Source organism: Candidatus Blochmannia festinatus (nom. nud.), assembly GCF_059936355.1.
The window spans coordinates 574,814-600,030 of record NZ_CP012116.1 but is presented as its reverse complement, the minus strand read 5'-3'; the positions used below and the strand labels follow the sequence as shown (position 1 = coordinate 600,030).

At 27.0% G+C, this 25,217-nt stretch carries 22 protein-coding genes; 19 read left to right on the top strand and 3 right to left on the bottom strand.

Translation table 11 applies throughout. The features are described from left to right. Window positions 1–107: 107 nt before the first annotated feature. Both tadA and glyA read left to right on the top strand, forming a co-directional pair. Complete coding sequence (tadA, locus tag Bfest607_RS02715; RefSeq protein ID WP_500838210.1) at window positions 108–575, top strand: tRNA adenosine(34) deaminase TadA; 468 nt, start codon at window positions 108–110, stop codon at window positions 573–575. Window positions 576–737: 162 nt separating this feature from the next. Further along, window positions 738–2,018, top strand: a complete 1,281-nt coding sequence (gene glyA / locus Bfest607_RS02710) for a serine hydroxymethyltransferase (RefSeq protein ID WP_500838209.1) — start codon at window positions 738–740, stop codon at window positions 2,016–2,018. A gap of 12 nt (window positions 2,019–2,030) precedes the next feature. On the opposite strand, the gene Bfest607_RS02705 is transcribed toward glyA, so the two are convergent. Then, window positions 2,031–2,861, bottom strand: coding sequence for an inositol monophosphatase family protein (locus tag Bfest607_RS02705; RefSeq protein ID WP_500838208.1), 831 nt, complete (start codon window positions 2,859–2,861; stop codon window positions 2,031–2,033). A 414-nt stretch (window positions 2,862–3,275) separates the two neighbouring features. Between Bfest607_RS02705 and Bfest607_RS02700 the strand changes: the two genes are divergently transcribed. The 6 genes from Bfest607_RS02700 to der all read left to right on the top strand — a co-directional run bounded on the left by Bfest607_RS02700 (window position 3,276) and on the right by der (window position 10,448). Next, window positions 3,276–4,472, top strand: coding sequence for an IscS subfamily cysteine desulfurase (locus tag Bfest607_RS02700; protein WP_500838207.1), 1,197 nt, complete (start codon window positions 3,276–3,278; stop codon window positions 4,470–4,472). A gap of 150 nt (window positions 4,473–4,622) precedes the next feature. Beyond that, window positions 4,623–5,033 (top strand): nucleoside-diphosphate kinase, encoded by a 411-nt coding sequence (ndk, locus tag Bfest607_RS02695; protein WP_500838206.1) that lies wholly within the window; start codon window positions 4,623–4,625, stop codon window positions 5,031–5,033. A gap of 90 nt (window positions 5,034–5,123) precedes the next feature. Then, a complete protein-coding gene (gene rlmN, locus Bfest607_RS02690) occupies window positions 5,124–6,218 on the top strand; it encodes a dual-specificity RNA methyltransferase RlmN (protein ID WP_500838205.1) in 1,095 nt (364 codons plus the stop codon). Window positions 6,219–6,489: 271 nt separating this feature from the next. Further along, entirely contained in the window at window positions 6,490–7,578 is a 1,089-nt protein-coding gene (gene ispG, locus Bfest607_RS02685) for a flavodoxin-dependent (E)-4-hydroxy-3-methylbut-2-enyl-diphosphate synthase (RefSeq protein ID WP_500838204.1), read from the top strand. A 78-nt stretch (window positions 7,579–7,656) separates the two neighbouring features. Next, window positions 7,657–8,943: a histidine--tRNA ligase gene (hisS, locus tag Bfest607_RS02680; RefSeq protein WP_500838203.1), complete on the top strand. Its 1,287-nt coding sequence runs from the start codon at window positions 7,657–7,659 to the stop codon at window positions 8,941–8,943. Between the two features lie 62 nt (window positions 8,944–9,005). Beyond that, window positions 9,006–10,448 (top strand): ribosome biogenesis GTPase Der, encoded by a 1,443-nt coding sequence (gene der / locus Bfest607_RS02675; protein WP_500838202.1) that lies wholly within the window; start codon window positions 9,006–9,008, stop codon window positions 10,446–10,448. Between the two features lie 60 nt (window positions 10,449–10,508). Here der and mqo read toward each other — a convergent pair whose 3' ends face one another. Beyond that, complete coding sequence (mqo, locus tag Bfest607_RS02670; protein ID WP_500838201.1) at window positions 10,509–12,050, bottom strand: malate dehydrogenase (quinone); 1,542 nt, start codon at window positions 12,048–12,050, stop codon at window positions 10,509–10,511. 382 nt (window positions 12,051–12,432) lie between these two features. On the opposite strand from mqo, the gene guaB reads away from it, so the two are divergent. From guaB to Bfest607_RS02615, 11 genes are all read left to right on the top strand, one after another. Then, window positions 12,433–13,896, top strand: a complete 1,464-nt coding sequence (guaB, locus tag Bfest607_RS02665; protein ID WP_500838200.1) for an IMP dehydrogenase — start codon at window positions 12,433–12,435, stop codon at window positions 13,894–13,896. A gap of 128 nt (window positions 13,897–14,024) precedes the next feature. Beyond that, window positions 14,025–15,608, top strand: coding sequence for a glutamine-hydrolyzing GMP synthase (gene guaA / locus Bfest607_RS02660; RefSeq protein WP_500838199.1), 1,584 nt, complete (start codon window positions 14,025–14,027; stop codon window positions 15,606–15,608). Between the two features lie 266 nt (window positions 15,609–15,874). Next, on the top strand, window positions 15,875–16,729 hold the full coding sequence (locus tag Bfest607_RS02655; protein ID WP_500838198.1) for an urease accessory protein UreD: 855 nt from the start codon (window positions 15,875–15,877) through the stop codon (window positions 16,727–16,729). A gap of 20 nt (window positions 16,730–16,749) precedes the next feature. Continuing rightward, a complete protein-coding gene (locus Bfest607_RS02650) occupies window positions 16,750–17,052 on the top strand; it encodes an urease subunit gamma (RefSeq protein ID WP_500825234.1) in 303 nt (100 codons plus the stop codon). Between the two features lie 32 nt (window positions 17,053–17,084). Further along, entirely contained in the window at window positions 17,085–17,396 is a 312-nt protein-coding gene (locus Bfest607_RS02645) for an urease subunit beta (RefSeq protein ID WP_500838197.1), read from the top strand. A 3-nt stretch (window positions 17,397–17,399) separates the two neighbouring features. Next, the gene (ureC, locus tag Bfest607_RS02640) at window positions 17,400–19,103 is read left to right on the top strand and encodes an urease subunit alpha (RefSeq protein ID WP_500838196.1); all 1,704 of its coding nucleotides are present in this window, start codon (window positions 17,400–17,402) and stop codon (window positions 19,101–19,103) included. Window positions 19,104–19,219: 116 nt separating this feature from the next. Then, a complete protein-coding gene (locus Bfest607_RS02635) occupies window positions 19,220–19,903 on the top strand; it encodes an urease accessory protein UreF (RefSeq protein ID WP_500838195.1) in 684 nt (227 codons plus the stop codon). A gap of 107 nt (window positions 19,904–20,010) precedes the next feature. Next, window positions 20,011–20,622 carry an urease accessory protein UreG gene (gene ureG / locus Bfest607_RS02630; protein ID WP_500838594.1) on the top strand — a complete coding sequence of 204 codons (612 nt, stop codon included), beginning with the start codon at window positions 20,011–20,013 and terminating at the stop codon, window positions 20,620–20,622. A 581-nt stretch (window positions 20,623–21,203) separates the two neighbouring features. Then, window positions 21,204–21,830, top strand: a complete 627-nt coding sequence (upp, locus tag Bfest607_RS02625) for a uracil phosphoribosyltransferase (protein WP_500838194.1) — start codon at window positions 21,204–21,206, stop codon at window positions 21,828–21,830. Window positions 21,831–22,566: 736 nt separating this feature from the next. After that, complete coding sequence (gene dapA, locus Bfest607_RS02620; protein WP_500838193.1) at window positions 22,567–23,445, top strand: 4-hydroxy-tetrahydrodipicolinate synthase; 879 nt, start codon at window positions 22,567–22,569, stop codon at window positions 23,443–23,445. Window positions 23,446–23,557: 112 nt separating this feature from the next. Next, complete coding sequence (locus Bfest607_RS02615) at window positions 23,558–23,851, top strand: hypothetical protein (protein WP_500838192.1); 294 nt, start codon at window positions 23,558–23,560, stop codon at window positions 23,849–23,851. Between the two features lie 107 nt (window positions 23,852–23,958). On the opposite strand, the gene dapE is transcribed toward Bfest607_RS02615, so the two are convergent. Beyond that, window positions 23,959–25,116, bottom strand: coding sequence for a succinyl-diaminopimelate desuccinylase (gene dapE, locus Bfest607_RS02610; protein WP_500838191.1), 1,158 nt, complete (start codon window positions 25,114–25,116; stop codon window positions 23,959–23,961). Between the last annotated feature and the right edge of the window lie 101 nt (window positions 25,117–25,217).

Below are 25,217 nucleotides of genomic sequence, written 5' to 3'. Positions count from 1 at the left end.
AAATAAAGCAGATGTATTAAGTAAAATATTAATAAAATAATTCTGATAAATTATCTTATTGATGTAATTATAGTATGTATTATTGGTCATAATAAAATGTATATGATATGTCTAATTTATTAGATATGGATATAATATGGATGCGTTATGCTATAATTCTAGCTAATCTTGCTGGTTTTTATGGAAATATTACAATAGGGTCAGTATTAATTTATAACGGAAGACTTATAGGGTATGGGTATAACTCTTCAATCATATACCATGATCCTAGTGCTCATGCAGAAATTATAGCATTGCGTGTTGGTGGAAGGTTTTTAGGTAATTATCGTTTATTAAATACTACTTTATATGTAACAATGGAGCCATGTATGATGTGCATTGGAGCAATGATTCATGCGCGTATTTTTAGATTAGTGTGTGGAGCAAAAGATAATAAAGTACGGTGGATAGATGTATTATGGAATAATTATTTAATAGATCGTTCTGTGATTAATCATCGTTTTTCTATTACAACAGGAGTGTTGAATAAGATTTGCTCGAAACAAATAAAAAGATTTTTTAAAAATAAACGTTAATTCCATGTATAGAAATAATAAATTATCGTTGTGAGTATTATAATATAAAATTCATATGTGTTGTTTGTTTTATAAATTATTATATAAATTAATGACATTGATTTAGATGTTGTTATATGTTAGCATATATTAGTAGCGGTTCTAATTTAATAGAGTAATAATATGATATATAATGATGTTGAAGTATGGGATATAATAAAAAAGGAAATTATCAGACAAGAGCAACATATAGAATTAATTGCTTCTGAAAATTACATTAGTATTGAAGCTATGAAAGCTCAGGGGTCTCCTTTCACTAATAAGTATGCAGAAGGATATCCTGGTAATCGTTATTATGGTGGGTGTAAATATGTTGATTTGATAGAACAACTGGCTATAGATAGGGCTAAAAAATTGTTTTCTGCTAAGTATGCAAATGTACAGCCTCATTCAGGTTCTCAAGCAAATTTTTCTGTTTATAACGCTTTATTAAATCCTGGAGATACTGTTATAGGTATGAATTTACAGCATGGAGGTCATTTAACTCATGGATCTAAAGTAAATTTTTCTGGAAAATTATATAATACAGTATTTTATGGTTTAGATGAATTTGGAGATATTGATTATTCACAATTATTACATTTATCTGAGATATATAAGCCAAAGATGATAGTAGGTGGTTTCTCTTCATATTCTGGTATTGTAAATTGGAGAAAAATGCGAGAAATTGCTGATTCTATTAAAGCATATTTATTTGTTGATATGGCTCATATTGCAGGTTTAGTCGCTGCAGGAATATATCCAAGTCCTCTTCCATATGCTCATATTGTGACTGCTACTACACACAAAACTTTATCTGGACCAAGAGGAGGGATAATATTATCAAATGGAAATAATAATTTCAATAATGAAGATAGCAGAGGTGATTTAGAATTTTATAAAAAAATAGATGCTTCTGTATTTCCAGGTTCTCAAGGCGGGCCTTTAGTTCATGTTATTGCAGCTAAAGCTATAGCTTTTAAAGAAGCTATGACTGCAAATTTCAAGGAGTACCAAAAGAAAGTTGTAAAAAATGCTCAAATAATGGCAAAAGAATTTCTAATGAATGGTTTTAAAATTATCTCTGGTATTCCAAAAAATCATTTGTTTGTATTAGATTTAACAAATCATAACATTACTGGAAAAGATGCTAGCTTAGCTTTAGAGCGAGCTAATATTATTGTAAATAAAAATTGTATACCTAATGATAATAGAAGTCCTTTTTTAACTTCTGGGATACGTATTGGTACTTCTGCAGTTACTAGACGGTGTTTTAGCAATGATGATATTTTAGAGTTATCTGAATGGATAATTGATATATTAACTCACATAAATAATGAAAAAAATATTTTAGCTATAAAGAATAAGGTTTTAAAAAAGTGTAATTCACGACCAGTATATTCAGATATAAATTTTGGTATTTAAATAAAAAGTATATTAACTGGAGTAGTTTTTTGTAAAAGGTAGTATTTTTCTTATTAGTTTTGAGTGTCCAATTATTACGTTGCCTTGAAATAAGTGATCATTGATTATATTTCCATTGAAATCTATAATCATGCCTCCTGATTCTTTAATTATCAGAAAACTACTAGCTAATTTAATATTTTTTTTTAAAGATATTAAAAAACATCCATCTAATCGACCCATTGCAACATAAATCAAATCTAAATTTATAGATCCGGTACACCTAAAATTTATGACGATATGGTCTAAGTCGTTTAATTTATTTAATAGATTTATAATATTATTATGGTTTGTATACTCGGTATTACATGATGTTATGGTAAATATAAATTTATTTGATATTTTTAAAGAGTTTTGATGATGATGTAGTCGAATACGATAATAATTATTAAATTGAGCTCCTTTCCCTCGACATGCGCTAAACAATTCATTATGTATTGGGTCATATATTATACCTATTTCAATTTTTTTTTTTTGTTGAACAGCAATAGATAAAGTAAAAAATGGAAATTGTTTAATAAAATTAGTATTAGTATCTATAGAATTTATGATCCAATATGTTGTGTTATAATCTGGAATGATTATAGTATGTTGATCATAAGTATTAATGATTACGTGTGAAGGGTAGAATTTTCTTATAATTGTTGAAATAATTTGATTGGATTCAGTATGTATTTTGTTTAAGAAATTTTGTATACAACTTGTTGATTTTGTATTATAGCTGTTAGCTAACTCATATTGTTTGATGATAAAATTCCCAGCTTTTCTTATTGCTTGTATAGCGATATTTAGTATTGGATGCATGTATTTTGTTTATATATAAAATTTCATATATATGAATTGTAATATAATTTTATATATAAAGATTTAAATAGTATTATTTGATGAATTACAGTTTATAATATTATGTACTTTATTATTAAATATAATATCTATTTAGTAATAAATTTATTAAATAGACGTGATTATATAGTCATGTTGAACACATACAAATCTATTCATTAATTACTAAATATTTATTAGAGATAAAAATGTTAAATATTACGTATGTAATTTTAAACAAATAATTAAATTTTATATCATATATAAATATTCATATATATGAGTGATTGGTTTAAAATAAATAAATTGTAATGAGTGATTATATACTTTATATTTATAAAGTATATAATTTATTTGAATTACAGTAATCTTTTTATTTTTTGGAGTACATATAGAATGAAATTACCAATATATTTTGATTATGCTGCCACATCTCCAGTAGATTCAAGAGTTGCAGAAAAAATGTATCAATATTTGACTATAGACGGTATATTTGGTAATTCATCATCTCGATCCCATTATTATGGATGGAAGGCAGAAGAAGCAGTAGAGTTATCTCGTAAACGTATTGCGTCATTAATTGGAGCCAAATCGGATGAAATTATTTTTACTTCAGGAACTACTGAATCAATAAATTTAGCTATTAAAGGTATAGCATATTCTTATTATAAGAAAGGCAAGCATATTATTACTAGCGCAACTGAACATAAAGCCGTACTTGATACTTGTCAGAATCTTGCAGATCAAGGATTTGAAATTACTAAAATCATTCCTCAAAGTAATGGATTGATTTATGTAGATCAAATTCGTCAAGTATTACGTGATGATACAATTTTATTATCTATTATGCATGTAAATAATGAGATAGGAATTATTCAAGATATTGAAGAATTTGGTAAGTTATGTCGTTCAAATAATGTGATATTTCATGTAGATGCAGCACAAAGTATTGGAAAGTTACATATTGATTTATCTATTTTACCAATAGATTTAATGTCTTTTAGCGCTCATAAGTTGTATGGACCAAAAGGTATTGGAGGATTATATGTGCGTAAATATAATAATTATATAAATAAAACAACAATACTACAACCTAAAATTAATATTTTACCTCAGATACATGGAGGCGGACATGAGTATGGTTTGAGATCTGGAACTTTGCCGGTACATTTAATTGTTGGTATGGCTGAAGCATATCAGATAGCAAAAAAAGAAATGGAAATGGAAATGAGTTTTTTAAAAAAAATGAGAAATCGTTTATGGAAAGGATTGCAACAAATTGAAGGAATTACAATAAATGGCGATTTAGATCATTGTATTGGGACATTATTAAATGTTAGTTTTATTAATATTGATGGAGAAACATTAATGATAGCATTAAAAGATTTTGCTTTGTCTTCTGGATCAGCGTGTACCTCTGAGACAATGAGTGTATCGCATGTTTTAACAGCTTTAGGAGTAAATCCTACACTTTCCTATAATTCAATTAGATTTTCTTTGGGAAGATTTACAACAGAAGAAGAAATAGATTATGCTATTCATCAAATTGTTGCTACAGTTATGAAGTTAAATGAAATGATACATTTATTATGAATAAGGTTATTAATAAAAAATCAATATACAATATATTAATATATATTCAAATAAGTGTTTGATTATAAATAGTTTTTGATAATTCATTAATAATCTTATTCATAATGCTTATTAAAAATAAAGTAATGTATATGTTGATAAGGAATAAATATGGTAAAAGAGCGTACATTATCAATTATTAAACCTGATGCAGTATTTAAAAATGTGATTGGTTCTATAATTAGCCGGTTTGAAATTTCTAGATTGACTATAGTATCAGCTAAAATGTTACAGCTTACGAGGGAAGAAGCCTCAGGATTTTATTCTGAACATAAAAGCAAATTATTTTTTAATGATTTAATTGAATTTATGATTTCTGGTTTGATATTTATTCAAATTTTAGAAGGTGATTACGCAATACGACGAAATCGTGAAATCATGGGATCTACTAATCCAAATAATGCACTAGCTGGAACTATTAGAGCTGATTATGGGGAGAGTTGTACTAGAAATGCTATTCATGGATCAGATTCTAAAAGTTCTGCTGAGTTTGAAATATCATATTTTTTTAATACAAAATAAAAATAAATATATTATAAGTATGAATATAAACGAATTCAATATGTGTTACTAAATTACTAGATAACTTAACTATTCAATAGAAAATATTTTATGTTGTTAAAAAAAATCAATTTACTTGATATGTCTCCTGACAAATTGTTAGTTTTTTTTAATGAATTAGGAGAATGTTCTTTTCGTTCTGAACAGATAATGGATTGGATTTATAAAAAGTATTGCGATGATTTTAGCAAGATGACTAATTTAAATAAAAATTTAAGACGAAAGTTAAATCAAATATCAGAAATTAATGCTCCTGTTATTGTACATGAACAACAATCTGATGATGGAACAAGAAAATGGATAATGAAGATTGATAATAATAAATATATTGAAACAGTGTATATTCCTGACGATAAGAGAGCAACTTTATGTATATCTTCACAATGCGGATGTGCTTTAGGATGTAGTTTTTGTGGTACAGCGAAGTTAGGATTTGTGAAAAATTTAAAAACATCAGAAATTGTTGGTCAAATGTGGAGAATAGCAAAATTTATTTTTTATAATAATACACATTTAAAAAATAATAATAAAATTATTCCTATTACTCATGTAGTGTTTATGGGAATGGGAGAGCCTTTATTGAATTTAATAAATGTTGTATCATCTATTAAGATTATATTGAGTAATTTTGGCTTTAATTTATCTAAACATCATGTAACAGTGTCTACATCTGGAATTGTTCCAGGTATAGATAAATTAAAAGATATGATTGATATATCTTTAGCTGTATCCTTACATGCGCCTAATGATGTAATTAGAAATAAAATTATGCCAATTAATCAAAAATATAATATTGATTGTTTATTAAAATCAATTCGTTGTTATTTACAACAAAAAACTTTTCGGGGTAAGAAGGTAACAATTGAATATATATTGTTAAATCATATTAATGATGAGGTAAAACATGCACATGAATTAGCGAGAAAACTTATTACGTTTTCATGTAAAGTTAATTTAATGTTTTGGAATCCTATTGAGAATACTGAAAACTTACAAAGTACTTCTTATAAAAGAATGAATAAATTTTATAAAATTTTAAAAAGTTATGGTATTGTAACGACAATTAGAAGAATAAGAGGATTAGATATAAATGCTGCATGTGGACAATTAATAGGAAATTTTATTAATAATAAGATACATGAGTAACAAGATATATTAAATTAGATAATAGTAATGACCAAATTTATCATTTATAATAATCAATATAAGTACAGGAATACACATTAATATATTAGTGTATTGGATGTAATACATATTTTATATTTAAAAAAAATTTTATTTATTTATTATTAAATAAATTAGATTAATTGTTCTTTTTTTTTATGTTTTTAATAACATAATTAAAAGCAATAAAGAATTTTTATTGATAGTATAAGAATATGTGTGTTTTTTTTAATATAAAAATCGAGGTAGTAATATGAATGATTCAATTAATATTATTCGTCGAAAGTCTACTCGCATATACGTTGGCGATGTTCCTATAGGGGATGGAGCTCCGATTGCAGTGCAATCTATGGTTAATACTCGTACTACAGATATTGTAGGAACAATCAATCAAATTAATGCTTTAAAAAAAGTAGGAGTCGATATTGTAAGAATATCGATTCCTACTATGGATGCAGCTGAAGCGTTTAAGCAAATTAAATTAAAAATTATTGATGTTCCATTGGTAGCTGATATTCATTTTGATTATCGTATTGCGTTAAAAGCTGCAGAATATGGTGCAGATTGTTTGAGGATTAATCCCGGGAATATTGGTAATAATAATCGTATTAGATCTGTAGTGGATTGTGCGAAAGATAAAAATATTTCGATTAGAATTGGAGTGAATTCTGGATCTTTAGAACGTGATTTAGTAAATAAATATAAAGAAAGTTCTGTGGAACATGTTTTATTAGAATCTGCAATGCGGCATATAAATATTTTAGATAAGTTTAATTTTCATCAGTTTAAGGTAAGTGTTAAGTCTTCAGATTTATTTACTACTTTACGTGCATATCGAAAGATATCATCTAGAATTGATCAACCACTACATGTAGGATTAACTGAGGCTGGTTTGTTGCGTAATGGAACGGTTAAATCTTCAATAGCTTTGGGGTTCTTATTGACGGAAGGAATTGGGGATACCATACGTATTTCTTTAGCTGCAGATCCTGTAGAAGAAGTAAAAGTAGCATTTGATATTTTAAGAGCTTTAAAGATACGAACTAGAGGAGTCAATTTTATAGCTTGTCCAGGATGTGCAAGGCAAGAATTTGATGTTATTAGTGTGGTAAATTCTTTAGAGAAGAAAGTATGTGATATAGATACATCTATGGATGTATCTATTATTGGATGTGTAGTTAATGGACCAGGAGAATCATTATCGTCAACTATAGGAGTAGCAGGAGCTAAAAATAAAAGTGGAATATATGAAGATGGGATTAGACAAAAAGAACGTTGCGATAATAAATCGATAGTCAAAGAATTAGAGCGTCGAATTCGTGCTAGATCTATGAATAAATAACTATATAATTATATTACTTAGAGTAAGTAATATAATTAAAATGTTCAATATAATTAAATATGTATATTTATATAGTGTATGAAAAGAATTCAATCTGTTAGAGGGATGTGTGATTGTTTACCTAAAGATACTTTTTTATGGCAGAAAATTGAAAATGTGTTCAAATCTATATTGAGTAGTTATGGATATAATGAAATTAGATTTCCTATTGTAGAATTTACAGATTTATTTAAAAGAGCAATTGGAGAAGTAACAGATGTTGTTGAAAAAGAAATGTATAGTTTTAATGATAAGAATGGAGATAATTTAACATTAAGACCAGAGGGAACAGCTGGATGTATTCGCGCTGGAATTGAGCATTCTTTGTTTTATCATCAAGAACAGAGATTATGGTATATAGGACCAATGTTTAGAAGAGAACGGCCTCAAAAAGGTCGATATAGACAATTTCATCAATTTAGTGCAGAAGTTTTTGGTCAAATTGGTCCAGATATAGATGTTGAACTGATTTTAATCGCTATGCGTTGTTGGAAGGAATTAGGAATTAGTGAATATGTAACATTAGAATTAAATTCTATAGGGTTGTTATCATCTAGGGAATTATATCGAGAAAAATTAATAAATTTTTTAGAAAAAAATAGAGATAGTTTAAAAAGTGATATGATTCGCCGTTTATATTCCAATCCAATGCGTATTTTAGATACAAAAGATGAAGAGCTAAAAAAAATATTGATAAAAGCTCCTATTTTGTATGATTATTTAGATGAGGATTCTAAGAGTCATTTTAATAAATTATGTAAATTATTAGATAATCTTGGAGTATCTTATGTTGTTAATCCGTATTTAGTACGTGGATTGGATTATTATAATCGTACAGTTTTTGAATGGGTGACAAATAAATTAGGAGCTAAAAACACTATTTGTGCAGGTGGTCGTTATGATAATTTATCAAAACAGTTAGGAGGACAATCGGTACCTGCTGTAGGATTATCTATTGGGTTAGAACGCGTATTATTGCTAATTAAGAGTATTAGTAATAATAACATAATTACGAGCACTCTTATGAATATAGATGTTTACATCATAAATCTAAGTAATTATTCTCAACAATATTTATTTACTTTATCAGAAAATATTAGAAATGAATTGCCGTTGTTACGTTTAATGGTAAATCATGGAGGAGGGAATTTTAAGAAGCAATTCGATCAAGCTATTAAGAATAATGCTCGATTTGTTTTGATTATAAAAGATCAAAATGTTTATGAAAAAACAGTTGTTTTGAAAGATATAAAATCTAAAAATCAAAATATTTTCACATATAATGAAATTATTAGAAAGTTGAAAAATTTTGTATTTAAAGATTAAAAATAGATCTTTAGTTATCATTAAAATGGTTGTGTTAATTTATTAAATTGGTTTTATTTAAAATGGACAAAAAAAAATTACCTATTGTTGCATTAATTGGAAAAAGAAATGTAGGAAAATCTACTTTATTTAATAAATTAACACAAAATCGTTTTGCATTGGCAACGAATTGTTCTGGTTTTACTAGAGATAGACAATATGGATGCATTCAATACAAGAATAATAGATGTATCATCATAGATACAGGTGGAATTAATGAAAATTTTAACTCATTTCTTCAAGATTCTATTAATTATCAAGCAAATTTAGCTATTAAAGAAGCTGATATTGTATTATTTGTAGTAAATGGACATTCTTTAGAATCATCAACGGATTATAATATTGTTAAAAATTTACGTAAATTAGGAAAAAAAAATATATTTATTGTAGTTAATAAAATTGATAATTTTAAGTCTAAGAATTTAGAAACTGGGTATAATTATTATTCTTTTGGAATTGAAGAATTTATAACTGTTTCCGCGATTCATGGAAATGGTATTGATATTTTGATAGATAAGATTTTTAAAATAGCACAAAAAATATTTGTTAGTGATAAAAGACAATCCTATTTTATAAACAGAGAAAGTAAAAATAGAGAATTTATAGCATCAGAAGATGGTTCTGCTATTAAATTAGCTGTAGTGGGTCGTCCAAATTCTGGGAAATCTACTTTTATAAATTATATATTACAAGAAAATCGTGTGATTACTTCTAGAATTCCAGGTACTACTAGAGATTCTATATATATTCCGGTTGTTTATTATAATCAAAAATACATATTAATTGATACAGCAGGAATTCGAAGAAATAGAAAATACATTAATAATAATAGTTGTTCAGCAGAACAAATAGCTATTTTTAAAACTTTACGAATTATTAAAAATGCTCATGTAACTTTATTAATGATTGATGTTCAAGAAGGTATTGTAGATCAAGATTTATCTTTATTGAGTTTTATTATGAATAATGGTAAATCGTTGGTAATAGCATTAAATAAATGGGATAATTTTTCATTTAAAAATGAAAAATTATCTAAAGAAATTATTATTAAATCTTTAATGAATAAAATAAGGTTTATGGGTTTTTCAACAATTAAAATTCATTTTATTTCTGCGTTGCATGGAGGTGGAATTAAATTATTATTTAAATCAATATCAAAGATATATTATAATTCTTTAAAGATTATTAGTACAGCTGTTTTAACTCGTATTATGAATGAAGCTCTTGTTGAACACAATCCTCCATTTTCTTTAAAAATGAAAGGTGTAGCACCTAAACCTAAATATGTACACATTGGAGGGTATAATCCAATAACTATTGTTATTCACGGAACTAAAGTTAATCAATTATCTGTTGAATATAAAAAATATTTAAAAAAATATTTTTGTCGTGCTTTAAATTTAAATGGCATTTTTTTTCGTATAAAATTTAAGGATGCTATTAATCCTTTTGTTATGAAATCATAAAGAATATATTAACTTAATGTGGAATATATTGTATAAAACACATAATTTATTGTTTAATTTTTATTCTATAAAAATTAAATTCAGGGAGTTTCTAGTATTTTTTCTAAGTTGATTTGTTATTGTTATATTATTATTATTAATATATTGAAAACATGATGGTATTATTTCTTGAAGTTTAGATTTCCAGGAATTTCTGTGTATTTGTTTATTAAACATAATATATAACAATTTTATTGCTATTGCTACAGAAGTTGATGCTCCTGGAGATGCACCGAGTAATGCTGATAACGATCCGTTTGATGAATTTACTATTTCCGTTCCAAATTGCAAAATACCTTTATTTTTGTGGTTTTTTTTAATAATTTGAACTCGTTGACCTGCTTGTATTAGTGACCAATCTTTTGAATCAGCTTCTGGATAAAAATTTTTAAGAGAATAAATGCGATCTTTATGAGACATAGTTAATTGCTGAATTAAATATTTAATTAAAGATATATTATCCAATCCAGCTTGAATCATTGGTAAAAGATTGTTTTTATTTAAAGAATGAAATAAATCTAACCAAGATCCGTATTTTAAAAATTTTCCACTAAAAGTAGCAAATGGCCCAAATAATAAAACTTTATTTCCATTAAGTATACGAGCATCTAAATGAGGAATTGACATAGGAGGCATATGAAGTGGGGAGTTACTATATACTTTTGCTGAATGTTGTGATACTATTTTCGGATTTTGCGTAATAAGAAATTGCCCCCCCACTGGAAAACCAGCGTATCCTTGAATTTCTTTAATTTTAGAGGTTTGTAATAGATTAAGAGATCCTCCTCCTCCTCCAATAAATATACTTTTAGCATGAATATTCTTTTTGATTTTATGTTGTGTATTTTGTATGGATATATTCCAGATATTATTATGAGACTGTATACATGTCACGTTATGTTGAAAATATATATTAAAATTAGGATTTTTATTTAATTGATTTAATAATTGTTGTGTAATTTCCTCAAAATTAATGTCTGTTCCCATTGACATATAAGTAGCAGCTACTTTTTGATGTTTGTTTCGTCCTGTCATGATTAGAGGAATCCATGATTCAATTTCTTTGGGATTTTCAGAATAAATCATTCCATTGAAAAATATATTTTTTTTTAATTCCTGAAATCGTGTCTTTAAAAAAGCAATGTTGTTTTCATTATATACAAAACTTATATGAGGAATATTACGAATAAAAGATTCTGGATTTTTGAGAATATTTTCTTTAGTTAAATATGCCCAGAATTGTAGTGATAATTCAAATGCAGTATTTATTGTAAGTGCTTTTTTAATGTTAACAGAATTGTTTATATTGTCATATTCTGTGTAATTTAATTCACAGAATGCAGCATGTCCTGTTCCTGCGTTATTCCAGGCGTTAGAACTTTCTTGAGCTGGTTCATTTAAGCGTTCATACATATTTATTTTCCAAGATGGTTCTAACAATGTTAGAACCATCCCTAATGTTGTACTCATAATACCAGCTCCAATTAATGCAACATCAATAGGAGAATGTATTTTTATATTTGATTGTTGTAACAATTTTTGATTAATAAAATTGTTGTTCATGTGAACATGCAGTTAATTATATTGATTTTTAATAAGTTTAAATAATAGTCTAACACATTAATGAATATAATAGTTCTATAAAATATTTAATATTTTATTTATATTATATTTTTATAAAAAAATATACAATATTTTTAAGAAAAGATATCATTAATTGTTTTGATGAAGTGATTTATATATAAAGATTTAATTATTTTGATGATATAAAGATATATTATTTTTATCTGTGATAAAATAGTGGGTGTGTCTACCAGAATAGATTTTTTTGATTATTAAGGGATTTTTTGTATGAGTAGATTGATATGATATAAATATATGTATATATTATTTTTATAATTTTGTATAGTATTTTATTAAATTATATAATGACAGTATATGTGATATGTTTTTTTTAAAAGAAGCTTTGACTTTTGATGATGTGTCTCTTGTTCCAGAGAGATCGTCTGTGTTGCCTGCAGAAGTGATTTTAAAAACTAGAATAACTGATTCTATTATGTTAAATATTCCTGTTATTTCTGCAGCTATGGATACGGTAACAGAATCTAGTTTAGCTATTGCTATAGCTCAAGAAGGAGGAGTAGGTTTTATACACAAAAATATGTCTTTAACAAAACAAATTGATGAAGTAAGTCGGGTTAAACGTTACGAAAGTGGTGTTGTAACTAATCCTCAATGTGTTTCTCCTAATACTACATTATTGGAAGTAAAAGAAAGAACTTTTCGAAATGGATTTGCTGGTTATCCGGTGGTAATAAATAAGAATGAATTAGTGGGAATTGTAACTAGCCGAGATGTACGTTTTATAAATAATTTAAAAACATTAGTTTCTGATGTTATGACTCCTAAGAATCGATTAATAACAGTATGTGAGAAAAAGGATCGAAAAACAGTTCTTAATAAGATGCATGAGAAAAGAGTAGAGAAAATATTATTAGTAGATTCTTTATTTCATTTGAAAGGTATGATTACTGCAAAAGATTTTGAAAAATCAGAACGTAAGCCTAACGCATGTAAAGATAGTGATGGTCGATTAAGAGTGGGTGCAGCAATTGGTATTAATACAGATTATAGAAATAGAATTGATGGATTGGTTAATGCTGGTGTAGATATTTTATTAATTGACTCATCTCATGGTCATTCGGAAAGTATATTGAATTTTATTTCAAATATTCGAAGAATATATCCTAATTTACCTATTATAGGAGGAAATGTTGTTACTAAAGAGGGAGCGTTAGCTTTAAAGGCAGCTGGAGTTAATGCAATAAAAGTTGGAATAGGACCAGGTTCTATATGTACAACACGGATCATAACTGGTGTAGGCATTCCTCAAATCACTGCTATATATGATGTATCGCAAGCATTAAAAAATACTAATATACCTATTATTGCTGATGGAGGTATTAGATTTTCTGGAGATATAGCTAAAGCTATAGCAGCAGGAGCACATTGTGTTATGGTTGGTTCTTTATTAGCAGGTACTGAGGAATCTCCAGGAGATATAGAGTTTTATCAAGGAAGATCGTTTAAGAGTTATAGAGGAATGGGTTCTTTAGGAGCTATGAATCGTGGTTCATCTGATCGATATTTTCAACAAGATGAAAATATTGTTGGGAAATTAGTTCCCGAGGGAATTGAAGGTCGGGTTATTTATAAAGGAAAATTAAAAATGATTATACATCAGTTAATGGGTGGATTACGTTCTTGTATGGGATTAACAGGATGTTTGACTGTTGATGATTTGAGGACAAAAACAAAATTTGTACGAGTCAGCCATTCTGGGATGCGAGAAGGACATGTACATGATGTAATGATTACAAAAGAAGCTCCGAATTATAGATTCAAATAGAAAAAGAATTACAAATATCGTATACTTCATGGTTTATATGTGTGTAAATAAAGAGGGATTTACAGCATATATATAGTATTTAATATTTTGAATTATTTTAAGATTATTGATAGGGTTAAATGTAATACATGAAATGTGCTAAATATCGGATTTTGGTTGTAGATTTTGGCTCTCAATATACTCAATTAATTTTAAAAAGAATTCGAGAATTAGGAGTGTATTCCGTTTTGTGTCATTGGAACTTTGATATATTTCAATTTAATAAGTTGAATCCTGATGGCATAATTCTTTCCGGTGGACCTTATAGTGTATATGCAGATAATAAACCATGTATTCCTGATTTTATTTTTACATTAAATATTCCAATATTGGGAATATGTTACGGTATGCAAATTATGGTTAATCAATTAGGTGGTATAGTGCAACATGCAGGTAATCAAGGGGAATTTGGTTCTGCTCAAGTTAAAATTATTACTCAAAATGTGTTAGTAAATAATATTTATGATTTCATTAATAATGAAGGTAATTCAATATTGGAAGTTTGGATGAGTCATAGAGATTTAGTTATTTCTGTTCCTAATGGTTTTAATATTATTGGTTTAACCCAATATAATAAAATTGCTATTATAGCTCATAAAAAATATTATTGGTATGGTATACAGTTTCATCCAGAAGTTACGCATACTAGAAAGGGTCTTAATATTTTAAAAAGATTTGTTATAGATATTTGTAAATGTAAATCTTCATGGAGATCAGGAAATATCATTAAAGATATTATTAAAAATGTAAAAAAAGTAGTAGGTCAAGATGAGGTGGTGCTTGCTTTTTCTGGTGGTGTTGATTCTTGTGTTACTGCTTTATTATTACAAGGAGCAATTGATAATAGATTTATTTGTGTATTTGTGAATAATGGGTTGTTATGTTATAATGAAATCGATAGATTTAATAGTTTTTGTAAAGAATATCAGAATCTGAATATTGTGTGTTTATCGGAAGAAAAGAGGTTTTTAAATGCTTTAGTTGGTGTTGTAGATCCAGAAGAAAAAAGAAAAATAATAGGAAAGACATTTATAGAAGTATTTGAGTCATATGTAAGTGAAAGGAAAAATGTTAGATGGCTTGTTCAGGGTACTATATATTCTGATATAATTGAATCTGGAGTATCACCTAAGAATAGAAACTCAATGATTCATTTAATTAAATCCCATCATAATGTAGGAGGTCTTCCAGGTATTTTAAATTTAAAGTTATTAGAACCTATAAAGAATTTATTTAAAGATGAAGTACGTAGTATTGGATTGAGTTTAGGTTTGTCTCATGAAATAGTGTATAGACATCCTTGTCCTGGACCAGGAATAGCTGTCAGGATACTAGGAGAAGTCAAGGAAGAATATTGCAATATACTTAGACGAGCTGACCAAATTTTTATTGAAGAGTTGTACAATGAAAATTTATATGACAAAATAAATCAAGCGTTTGCAGTGTTTTTACCTATTCATTCAGTAGGAGTACAAGGAGATAATCGGAAATATAAGTGGGTGATAGCATTACGTGCTATAGAAACAGTAGATTTTATGACAGCTAGATGGGTAAATTTACCTTATAAATTTTTAGATAAAGTATCTAATCGTGTTGTTAATGAAATTAAAGATATATCTCGTGTTGTATATGATATTTCTAGTAAGCCTCCTGCTACTATTGAATGGGAATAGTTTAATTACATTTATTGTGAATATAATATGAATAGAATAAGAAGAAAGCGGTTGTTTATATAAAAAAAGAATTATACTGGTGGGATTTATGTATAAAAAAGATAGATAATCATTAATGATATTATAGATTTGGGTATATGAGATTTATACTGTTAAATGATCTTTTTGAGGTTAATATAAAATATAGTGAATTGAATTAATTTAAATTAATTTTTTAAATATTAAATAAATAATAGTTAAATTATAACAAATCAAGTTTAATTATTGTGATAGAAGAGAATTTATTATACAACAATCTTGATGGTTGGTTAGGAAAATTGGAGTTAAATTTTTCTGTAATAAAAGGACGTAGTGTGCTGATAAGAAATCGTCATTTTGGTCCATTTGTAGTACAAAAAAGTTTTTATCCAGAAAAAGATGGAAGTACTCCTCATGTATATTTATTACATCCTTCTGGAGGAATGGTAGGAGGAGATAGATTAGAATTATCGGTAAATTTAGAAACTAAAAGTCGAGCATTGTTGACTACCCCAAGTGCTGGCAAATTTTATAAAACTAATGGAAAATTGGCGTTTCAAAAATATTTTTTTAAGATACAAAATGGTGCTGCTTTAGAATGGATTCCTCAAGATAGTATTTTTTTTCCTAAATCAAAAGTTAAAATGCATACAACTTTTCAGTTAGAAAAAGGAGCTAGAATGATCTCATTTGAAATTTTATGTTTTGGAAATACTAATCTTATGGGGATGTATAAAGCTCCAAAGGAAATAGATATTTCTTTAAATATATGTGCATTTGGGTTTGTAGGATTAAGAGATCGCTTGAAAATTAGCACTCAACAAGATAATGGTATTACTAGTAAATTAGGAGGTTTTAAAATAAGTGCTAATTTATTTGCAATTCCATCGAATGCAATTGTATTAAAACAAGTACGAAAATTAATTCAATCTGTTGTAGGAGTTCAAATAGGTGGAGTAACATTATTAAATGAGTTACTTATAGTAAGATTGTTAGGGAATGATAGTCAAAAGTTAAAAAAATTGTTGTTTTGTATTTGGAGCACAATACGTCCTGTTATAATTGGAAAGGAAGCTGTGATTCCACGTATTTGGTTTACATAAAAAATTGAAATTTATTATTTATGAAATTATTACCAAGAGAAAAAGATAAGCTGTTAGTATTTATGGCTGCTTTAGTAGCACAAAAAAGACGTGATAAAGGGTTAAAATTGAATTATCCTGAGTCTATCGCTTTAATAAGTTCTGTGATTTTAGAAGGTGCTAGAGAAGGAAAAAGTGTGTCAGAATTAATGGAATTAGGAAGATCAATATTGAGTAGAGATGATGTAATGTTGGGAGTTCCTGAAATGATTGATAATATTCAAGTTGAAGCTACTTTTCCTGATGGAACTAAGTTAATAACTGTACATGATCCAATAATTTAAAGTTTTTGTATGATATTTTAAAGCAAAAAATCATGATTCCAGGTGAATTTTATATAACAGATGGTGTAATAGAATTAAATTCTGATCGAAAATATGTAATTGTTACTGTTACAAATTATGGAGATAGACCAATTCAAATTGGGTCTCACTTTCATTTTTATGAAGTAAATACTATGTTAAAATTTAATAGGGAGATATCTATTGGTTTTCGATTAAATATTCCTTCCGGAACATCAATAAGATTTGAACCAGGGCAAAATAGGACAGTAGAGTTAGTACAATATTCAGGAAAACTGCAAGTTTTTGGATTTCAAAAGAAAATTATGGGGAGATTAAATCAATAGTTTATGTATAGATTAAGTAAGAAAACATATTCTGAAATGTATGGTCCAACTTTTGGAGATTCTGTGCGATTGGCAGATACTGATTTATGGGCTAAAATAGAAAAAGATTTTACTATATATGGAGAAGAAGTAAAATTTGGAGGAGGAAAGGTTATACGAGATGGTATGGGACAGAGTCAATTGAGTAGTAAAGATTGTGTTGATCTAGTATTAACTAATGCAGTAATTATAGATCATTGGGGTATTATTAAAGCTGATATTGGGATAGTTAATGGGCGTATTGTTGGTATTGGAAAATCAGGTAATCCGGATGTTCAGCCTGGAGTTACTATTTGTATTGGTCCTGGAACGGAGGTGATATCAGCAGAAGGTAAAATTGTTACTGCTGGTGGAATTGATACGCACGTTCATTTTATTTGTCCTCAGCAAATAGAAGAAGCATTATATTCTGGAATTACTACATTAATTGGGGGAGGTACGGGTCCATCTACCGGAACTAATGCAACGACTTGCACTCCTGGACCATGGTTTATGTCTAGAATGTTACAAGCAGCAGATTCATTACCTGTGAATATTGGTCTCACTGGAAAGGGTAGTGCTTCATTACCAGAATCGTTGATAGAGCAAATAGAATCTGGAGCAGTTGGATTAAAAATACATGAAGATTGGGGTGCTACTCCTGCTGTTATTGATTGTTGTTTGAATGTAGCAGATCGATTTGATATTCAAGTATCTATTCATACAGATACTTTAAATGAATCTGGATTTGTAGAAGATACAATATCTGCTATAAATAATAGAACTATACATACCTATCATACTGAAGGAGCAGGTGGAGGACATTCTCCAGATATTATACGAATGTGTGAATTTAGTAATGTTTTACCATCATCTACTAATCCAACGATGCCATATACTACTAATACTATTGATGAACATTTAGATATGATGATGGTTTGTCATAATTTAAATTTTAATCTTCCTGAAGATATAGCTTTTGCAGAATCTAGAATTCGTAGAGAGACAATTGCTGCAGAAGATATTTTACATGATTTAGGAGCTTTATCCATGATATCTTCTGATTCACAAGCTATGGGTAGGATTGGAGAAACAATTTTAAGAACTTGGCAAACTGCTCATAAAATGAAATTACAACGTGGATCATTAAAAGAAGATTGTAAATATAATGATAATATTCGTATAAAACGATACATTGCTAAATATACGATTAATCCTGCTATAACTCATGGCATTTCTCATGAAGTTGGTTCTGTTGAGTTAGGTAAATTAGCAGATTTAGTATTATGGAATCCTTCTTTTTTTGGCGTTAAGCCAGATTTAGTTATAAAAGGAGGAATGATTGTATCTGCAATTATGGGAGATCCTAATGCCTCTATACCTACTCCACAGCCAGTACGTTATAGATTAATGTTCGGAAGATTTGGACATGCTAGACATTCTGTTCGAATGACTTTTGTATCTAAAATGAGTTATAATTTAGATATAATCGATCGTTTAAAATTGGTTAGTTTGATTGGAAAAATTAAAAAATGTAGAAGTATTCAAAAAAAAGATATGATTAATAATTCGTGGCAACCTGTTATTGAAGTAGATCCTCAGACGTATGAAGTTAGAGCAGATGGAAAATTATTGATTTGTGAACCTGTTTCTGAGCTTCCAATGACACAGCGTTATTTTTTATTTTAATTGATTAATACATGAAAAATATATCTATATATAGAAGTGTATTTTTATATTTGTGAATTAAAACATTTTATGTATAATACTATAAAATATATGTTGTAATATTTTTGTATTATATAATGGACGTTTATCATAGTGATAAAGCATTATTATCTCTTATACAATTGATTAGCTCTAATTTGCCAATTGGAGGATTTAGTTATTCTAAGGGATTAGAATCGGCAATAGAATTGGGATGGGTAGAATCTATTGAAAATTTTATAGATTGGCAAAAACAGTGGATACATGGCCAACTCATGTATCTAGATTGGCCTATGTTAAAACGTTGTTATTATTATTCTAAAATTAATGATTCTGTAAAATTTGAAGAGTGTGCTTTAAGAATTTTATCATATTATGATACTCATGAATTAAGAATGGAAGAACAACAACGTGGAAAAGCAATGTCTAAATTGATTTTGCAATGGTATTCTCCGATCGATGAAGTTTGGATATCAGGGTTTCAATATAGTGGATTAGCTTCAATAGCATGGCTAGGTTGTTTTTGGAATATTCCTATTAAAAATTTGGCATTAGGATATGCTTATAATATATTGGAATCTTCTATAATTATAGGGGTAAAATTATTACCTTTTGGTCAAAATAAAGCACAACAATTGATAAGATATTTATCAAGTTTTTTTCCAAAAGCTTGGGATAAAGCAAAAATTGTAACAGATTGTGAATTAGGAAGTAATTTTTTGTTGCAATCTATAGCTTCGTCGTATCATGAAGTTCAGTATTCTAGATTGTTTCGTTCTTAATGATAGTTTGATTTTATATTAATATGTATTATTATTTTTCAAATATATAATATAATTTAAGAATATTTAATTAATAAAATGGTGTTTTGTTAATGATGAGAAAAAATATTAATATAATAAAACCTCTTAAAGTAGGGGTTGGTGGTCCTGTAGGCTCTGGAAAAACTTTGTTAATTGAGGTGTTATGTAAAAGAATGAAGCAAAATTATCAGTTAGCAGTGGTAACTAATGATATCTACACTACAGAAGATAAGCGTATTTTAGTAGATGCAGGTGCATTAGAATCTGATCGTATTATTGGAGTGGAAACTGGTGGATGTCCTCATACTGCTATTAGAGAAGATGCGTCTATGAATTTACTGGCTGTTGAAGAATTAATAAATAAATTTAAAGATTTAGATATTATTTTTATAGAAAGTGGTGGAGATAATTTAAGTGCTACATTTAGCCCTGAATTAACAAATTTAAATTTTTATGTTATTGATGTTGCGGCAGGAGATAAAATACCTCGTAAAGGAGGACCGGGTATTACTAAGTCTGATTTATTAATAATTAATAAAATTGATTTGGCCGTATATGTTGAAGCATCATTAGAAGTAATGAATAGAGATATTAGTCGAATTCGTAAAAAGAACTCATGGGTTTTTACTAATTTAAAAATAGGAGATGGAGTACAGCATATTGTTAATTTTATATTACAACAAGAAATTTTTGTATGAAATATTGTATTTATTTTTTATTAATGTAGTGCTTTTATTTAGAAAGATGAAAAATAAATAACAATTTAAATATAACTGAGATTCTAATGAATCGAGTATTAGTTAAAAAACTAATCATTTACTCTTGAATTACTTGTAAGATAGTAAGAAGAACAATTGAGATTATTCATTTTATAGTAATTCCAGGAATTAATCAAAGAAAAAATCAATCGAATTATTAATATAATAAAACTGATTAAAAAAACTCCTTTCGCAATTCTAGTTTTTGTTTTCTTTTTTTTCATTGGTCATAATGATATATGATATTACAAATATATCAATGGAATTATGAAATAAAATAGAATTTTTAATGTAAAAAGTAATATTATAGATTATTTTAAAATTTTCATTAAAAGTATATTAAAAATTTTTATTAAATGATATTTGTTGCATATCTAATATTGAATTAAAAATAATTATATATAATGTAATTGTTTTTAGTTATTATCATTTTTGTTGCTTATGTTGTAATAAATTATAATCATAAAATCTAATATTGTATTAGAATAGTATGATAGTGTATTCAATAGGAATATAATTGTATGAAAATAATTGAAGTTCATCATCCTTTAGTACAACATAAGTTAGGATTAATGCGTATTTGTGATATTAGTACTAAACGTTTTCGTGAGTTATCTTCAGAATTAGGAAGTTTATTAACTTATGTAGCTACTGATAATTTAGAAATAGAAACAGTAGTAATTGAAGGATGGAATGGATTAGTAAAAATTGCACGTATAAAAGGAAAAAAGATAACGGTTGTGCCTATTTTAAGAGCTGGGTTAGGTATGATGGATGGTGTTTTAGAGCATATTCCTAGTGCTCGTATTAGTATGATAGGAGTGTATAGACATGAAATTACTTTAGAACCAATACCGTATTTTCATAAATTAGTGTCTAAAATTAATAAACGTATGGCAATGGTATTAGATCCTATGATAGCTACTGGTGGCACTATAATTGCTGCTATCAATTTGTTAAAAGAATCAGGATGCCATAATATAAAAATTTTATCTTTGGTAGCTGCTCCAGAAGGTATTACAGCTTTGGAAAAAAAACATCCAGATGTTGAATTATATTTAGCATCTATTGATCAACAGCTGAATAGACATGGTTACATTATTCCTGGGCTTGGGGATGCTGGAGATAAAATTTTTGGAACAAAATAATAATTAGATGATTAATTATATTATTTTTATTAGTATTTTAATAAAATTTCTAAGCATAATCAGTAATATAGCAGTCTAATTATAGATATTTAAAATATTTAATATTTAGTATTAATATATAAAATTAATTTATATATTTAAAATAATTTAATATAATTTTTGGTATGGTTTTAATTTTTGAATGCTTGTTTATGCAGTTATTTTTTTGTTGATTTGTTAATAATAATCGATTTTATAAATTTTGTTATATTTTTATTTGTAATTTTACTATGTATTAAACTTTTAATAAAGTTAATATACAAGATTAAATATAAAGTATAAATTTTTCAGAAAATAGACAATCTTTCTAATTTATTAAAATTAATGCTAATTCTGTTTTCAATTTTATTATATTTAGATTTTAGAATAACATTATTAATAATGTTTATTAATAGTAGAATTATGATAAATAAATATCATTTAGTTTTAAGTATGAATTATAATAAATCGATGTCTATTAATGTTAGTTATTGCATTTAATAGTTACATTCTATAATATAGAATGTAACTATTATTAAAGTACAAGTTAATTTTTTATTAATAGAAATTAAACTATATGTCAAGTATAATTTTTTTTAAATTGCTTACAACAGTTTATATACAATAAATATTTTAATATTTGGTTATTGTTTTATTTTTTTATATTTTTGATATATAGACTTTATGTTATGTGTTTTTTGGAGAGAGAGGATGATTCATGTTTACTGGTAGTATAGTTGCATTAGTTACGCCGATGGATTTGAGGGGTTCTATTGATCGAAAAAGTTTAAAAAGATTAGTAGAGTATCATGTAACTAGTGGAACTTCTGCTATTGTTTCTGTAGGAACTACAGGAGAAATGTCTGGTCTTACACATGCAGAACACGTTAATGTAGTTATGTGGACTTTAGAATTTTGTGATGGAAGATTGCCTGTAATAGCTGGAACTGGGTCGAATTCTACTGCTGAAGCTATTTTGTTAACTAAGCAATTTAATAATAGTGATATAGCTGCATGTTTAAGTGTTACTCCTTATTATAATCGTCCGAATCAAGAAGGTTTATTTACACATTTTCAAGCAATTTCAGAAAATACAGAATTATTGCAAATATTATATAATGTGCCTGCTAGAACTGGATGTGATTTGTTGCCTGAAACAGTAGGTCGTTTGTCAAAAATTAAAAATATAATAGGAATTAAAGAAGCTACAGGAAATTTAAATCGAGTAAATCAAATTAAGCGATTGGTTGATGAAGATTTTATTTTGCTTAGTGGAGATGATTTAAGTGCATTAGATTTTATGAGATTAGGAGGAGATGGAGTGATTTCTGTAACAGCAAATATAGCTGCAAAAGAAATGTCAATGCTTTGTGATTTAGTCAAGAAAAATAATTTTAAACATGCTCAATATGTAAATAATTGTTTAATACCAGTACATCAAGCTTTATTTTTCGATTCTAACCCTATTCCAGTAAAATGGGCTTGTAAAGAATTAGGTTTAATACCTTATGACACTCTTAGGCTTCCTATGACTTCATTATCAGAAAAAAATATAAATTTAGTGAGAAAATCTTTAATAAGTGCTAATTTACTATAGTAATTATTAATAAAATATTTTATATAGGTGGTGTGTATTGTATAAAATTAAAAAAGGTAACTACGTATACATATATAGTCGGTTATTGATTTTACAATATTTTTGTATATTTTTGTTATCAGGATGTTTTTCTGCTAGAAAAGTAAATAGAAATGTTTTTTGTTGCACAATAAATTCAGATGATAATTTAAAATATTCAAGTTATTGTAAAGATAATTATTATTTATATCAACTAAGAATTCCAAAAAACTTGGATATTGTTTTACCTGATGCATGTATTGATTATAGTATACCTAGTATCACGGATATTGTTGAAACAAAAAAAATAAATGAAAGTTATAAAAACAGTAGTAATATTAGTATATGCCCTCCTGTTGTATTAGAGAAGGATAATACATTAAATTGAAATATATGTATAAATGTGTTTTTAGTTATTTTAATCATTATATTAGTTATAGTTTAAGTTAACTGTAATTTTTAATAAATAATTTACATATAAAATTATAAATGAATTTACAATAATATTTTTTCCATGATTTTGAAGTAAAAATAACTTAATAATTGTAAATCTGTTAGCTTAATACATTCATTAAGTTTATGAATAGTATTATTAAGGGCGCCTAGTTCTAAAACTTCTGTCCCCATTTTAACGATAAATCTTCCATCAGAAATACCTCCAGTTGTTTCTAATTGAGGAATGATATTATGATTATAGTATGTTTTGATAATATTAATAACAGTATTAGTAAGTTTTCCAGGTTTACTAAAATAAGGTTTTGACATTGACTCCCAATTAATACAATAATTCAAATGATGAGTTGATAAAATCTTATTAATGCGATTTTGAATGCTTTTAATAGAAGATTGTTCGCTAAATCGTAGATTAAAATTTAATATTAATTGATTAGGTGTGGTGTTATTTGTTATATAGTTAGGAATACTGTTAATGTTAGTTATTTGGATAGAAGTTTTAGGGAATATTATGCTATCTTTTTGGTCCCATTTAGTGTGTATTAATTCAGATAATATAGGAATTGTTAAATGTATTGGATTTTTTAAGAGTTCAGGGTAAGCTACGTGTCCTGATACACCATATATAGTTAATTTGCAAGTGCAGGATCCTCGTCGTCCATTTTTAATGATATCTCCTATTTTATTTTGGCTGGATGGTTCACCTATTATACAGTATTCTATTTGTTCATTTCTATCGATTAAATTTTGTATTACTTTTTTTGTTCCATATTTACCAGAACCTTCTTCATCAGAAGTCAAAAGAAATGCTATTCTTTCTTTATGATGAGGGTATTGTTTAATAAAATAATAAGTAGCTACTAGCATTGCTGATAAAGCTCCTTTCATATCTGATGCACCTCTACCATATAGTACTCCATCATTTATTTTTCCTGAAAAAGGTGGATATTTCCAATTTTGACTATTGCCAGGAGATACTACGTCTGTGTGACCTAAAAATAACAATGTATGTTGTTTTTGTTTATTTTGTCCATCTCGATAGGCCCAAATATTGTGTGTGTTATAAAAATTCATAAATTCTATATTAAATTGTAATGATTTTAAATAACAAGAGATAATATGTTGACAGTTATGGTCATGTGGAGTAATTGAAGGTTGGTTAATTAATTTTTTGGTTAATTCTATTAATGAGATAGTCATATTATATTATTAATGTAATTAATAATTAGACAATTTTTATAATCATATATATGATTATTCTTGTTTCAATTAATTTTTATTTGCATAATTTAATAAAATTA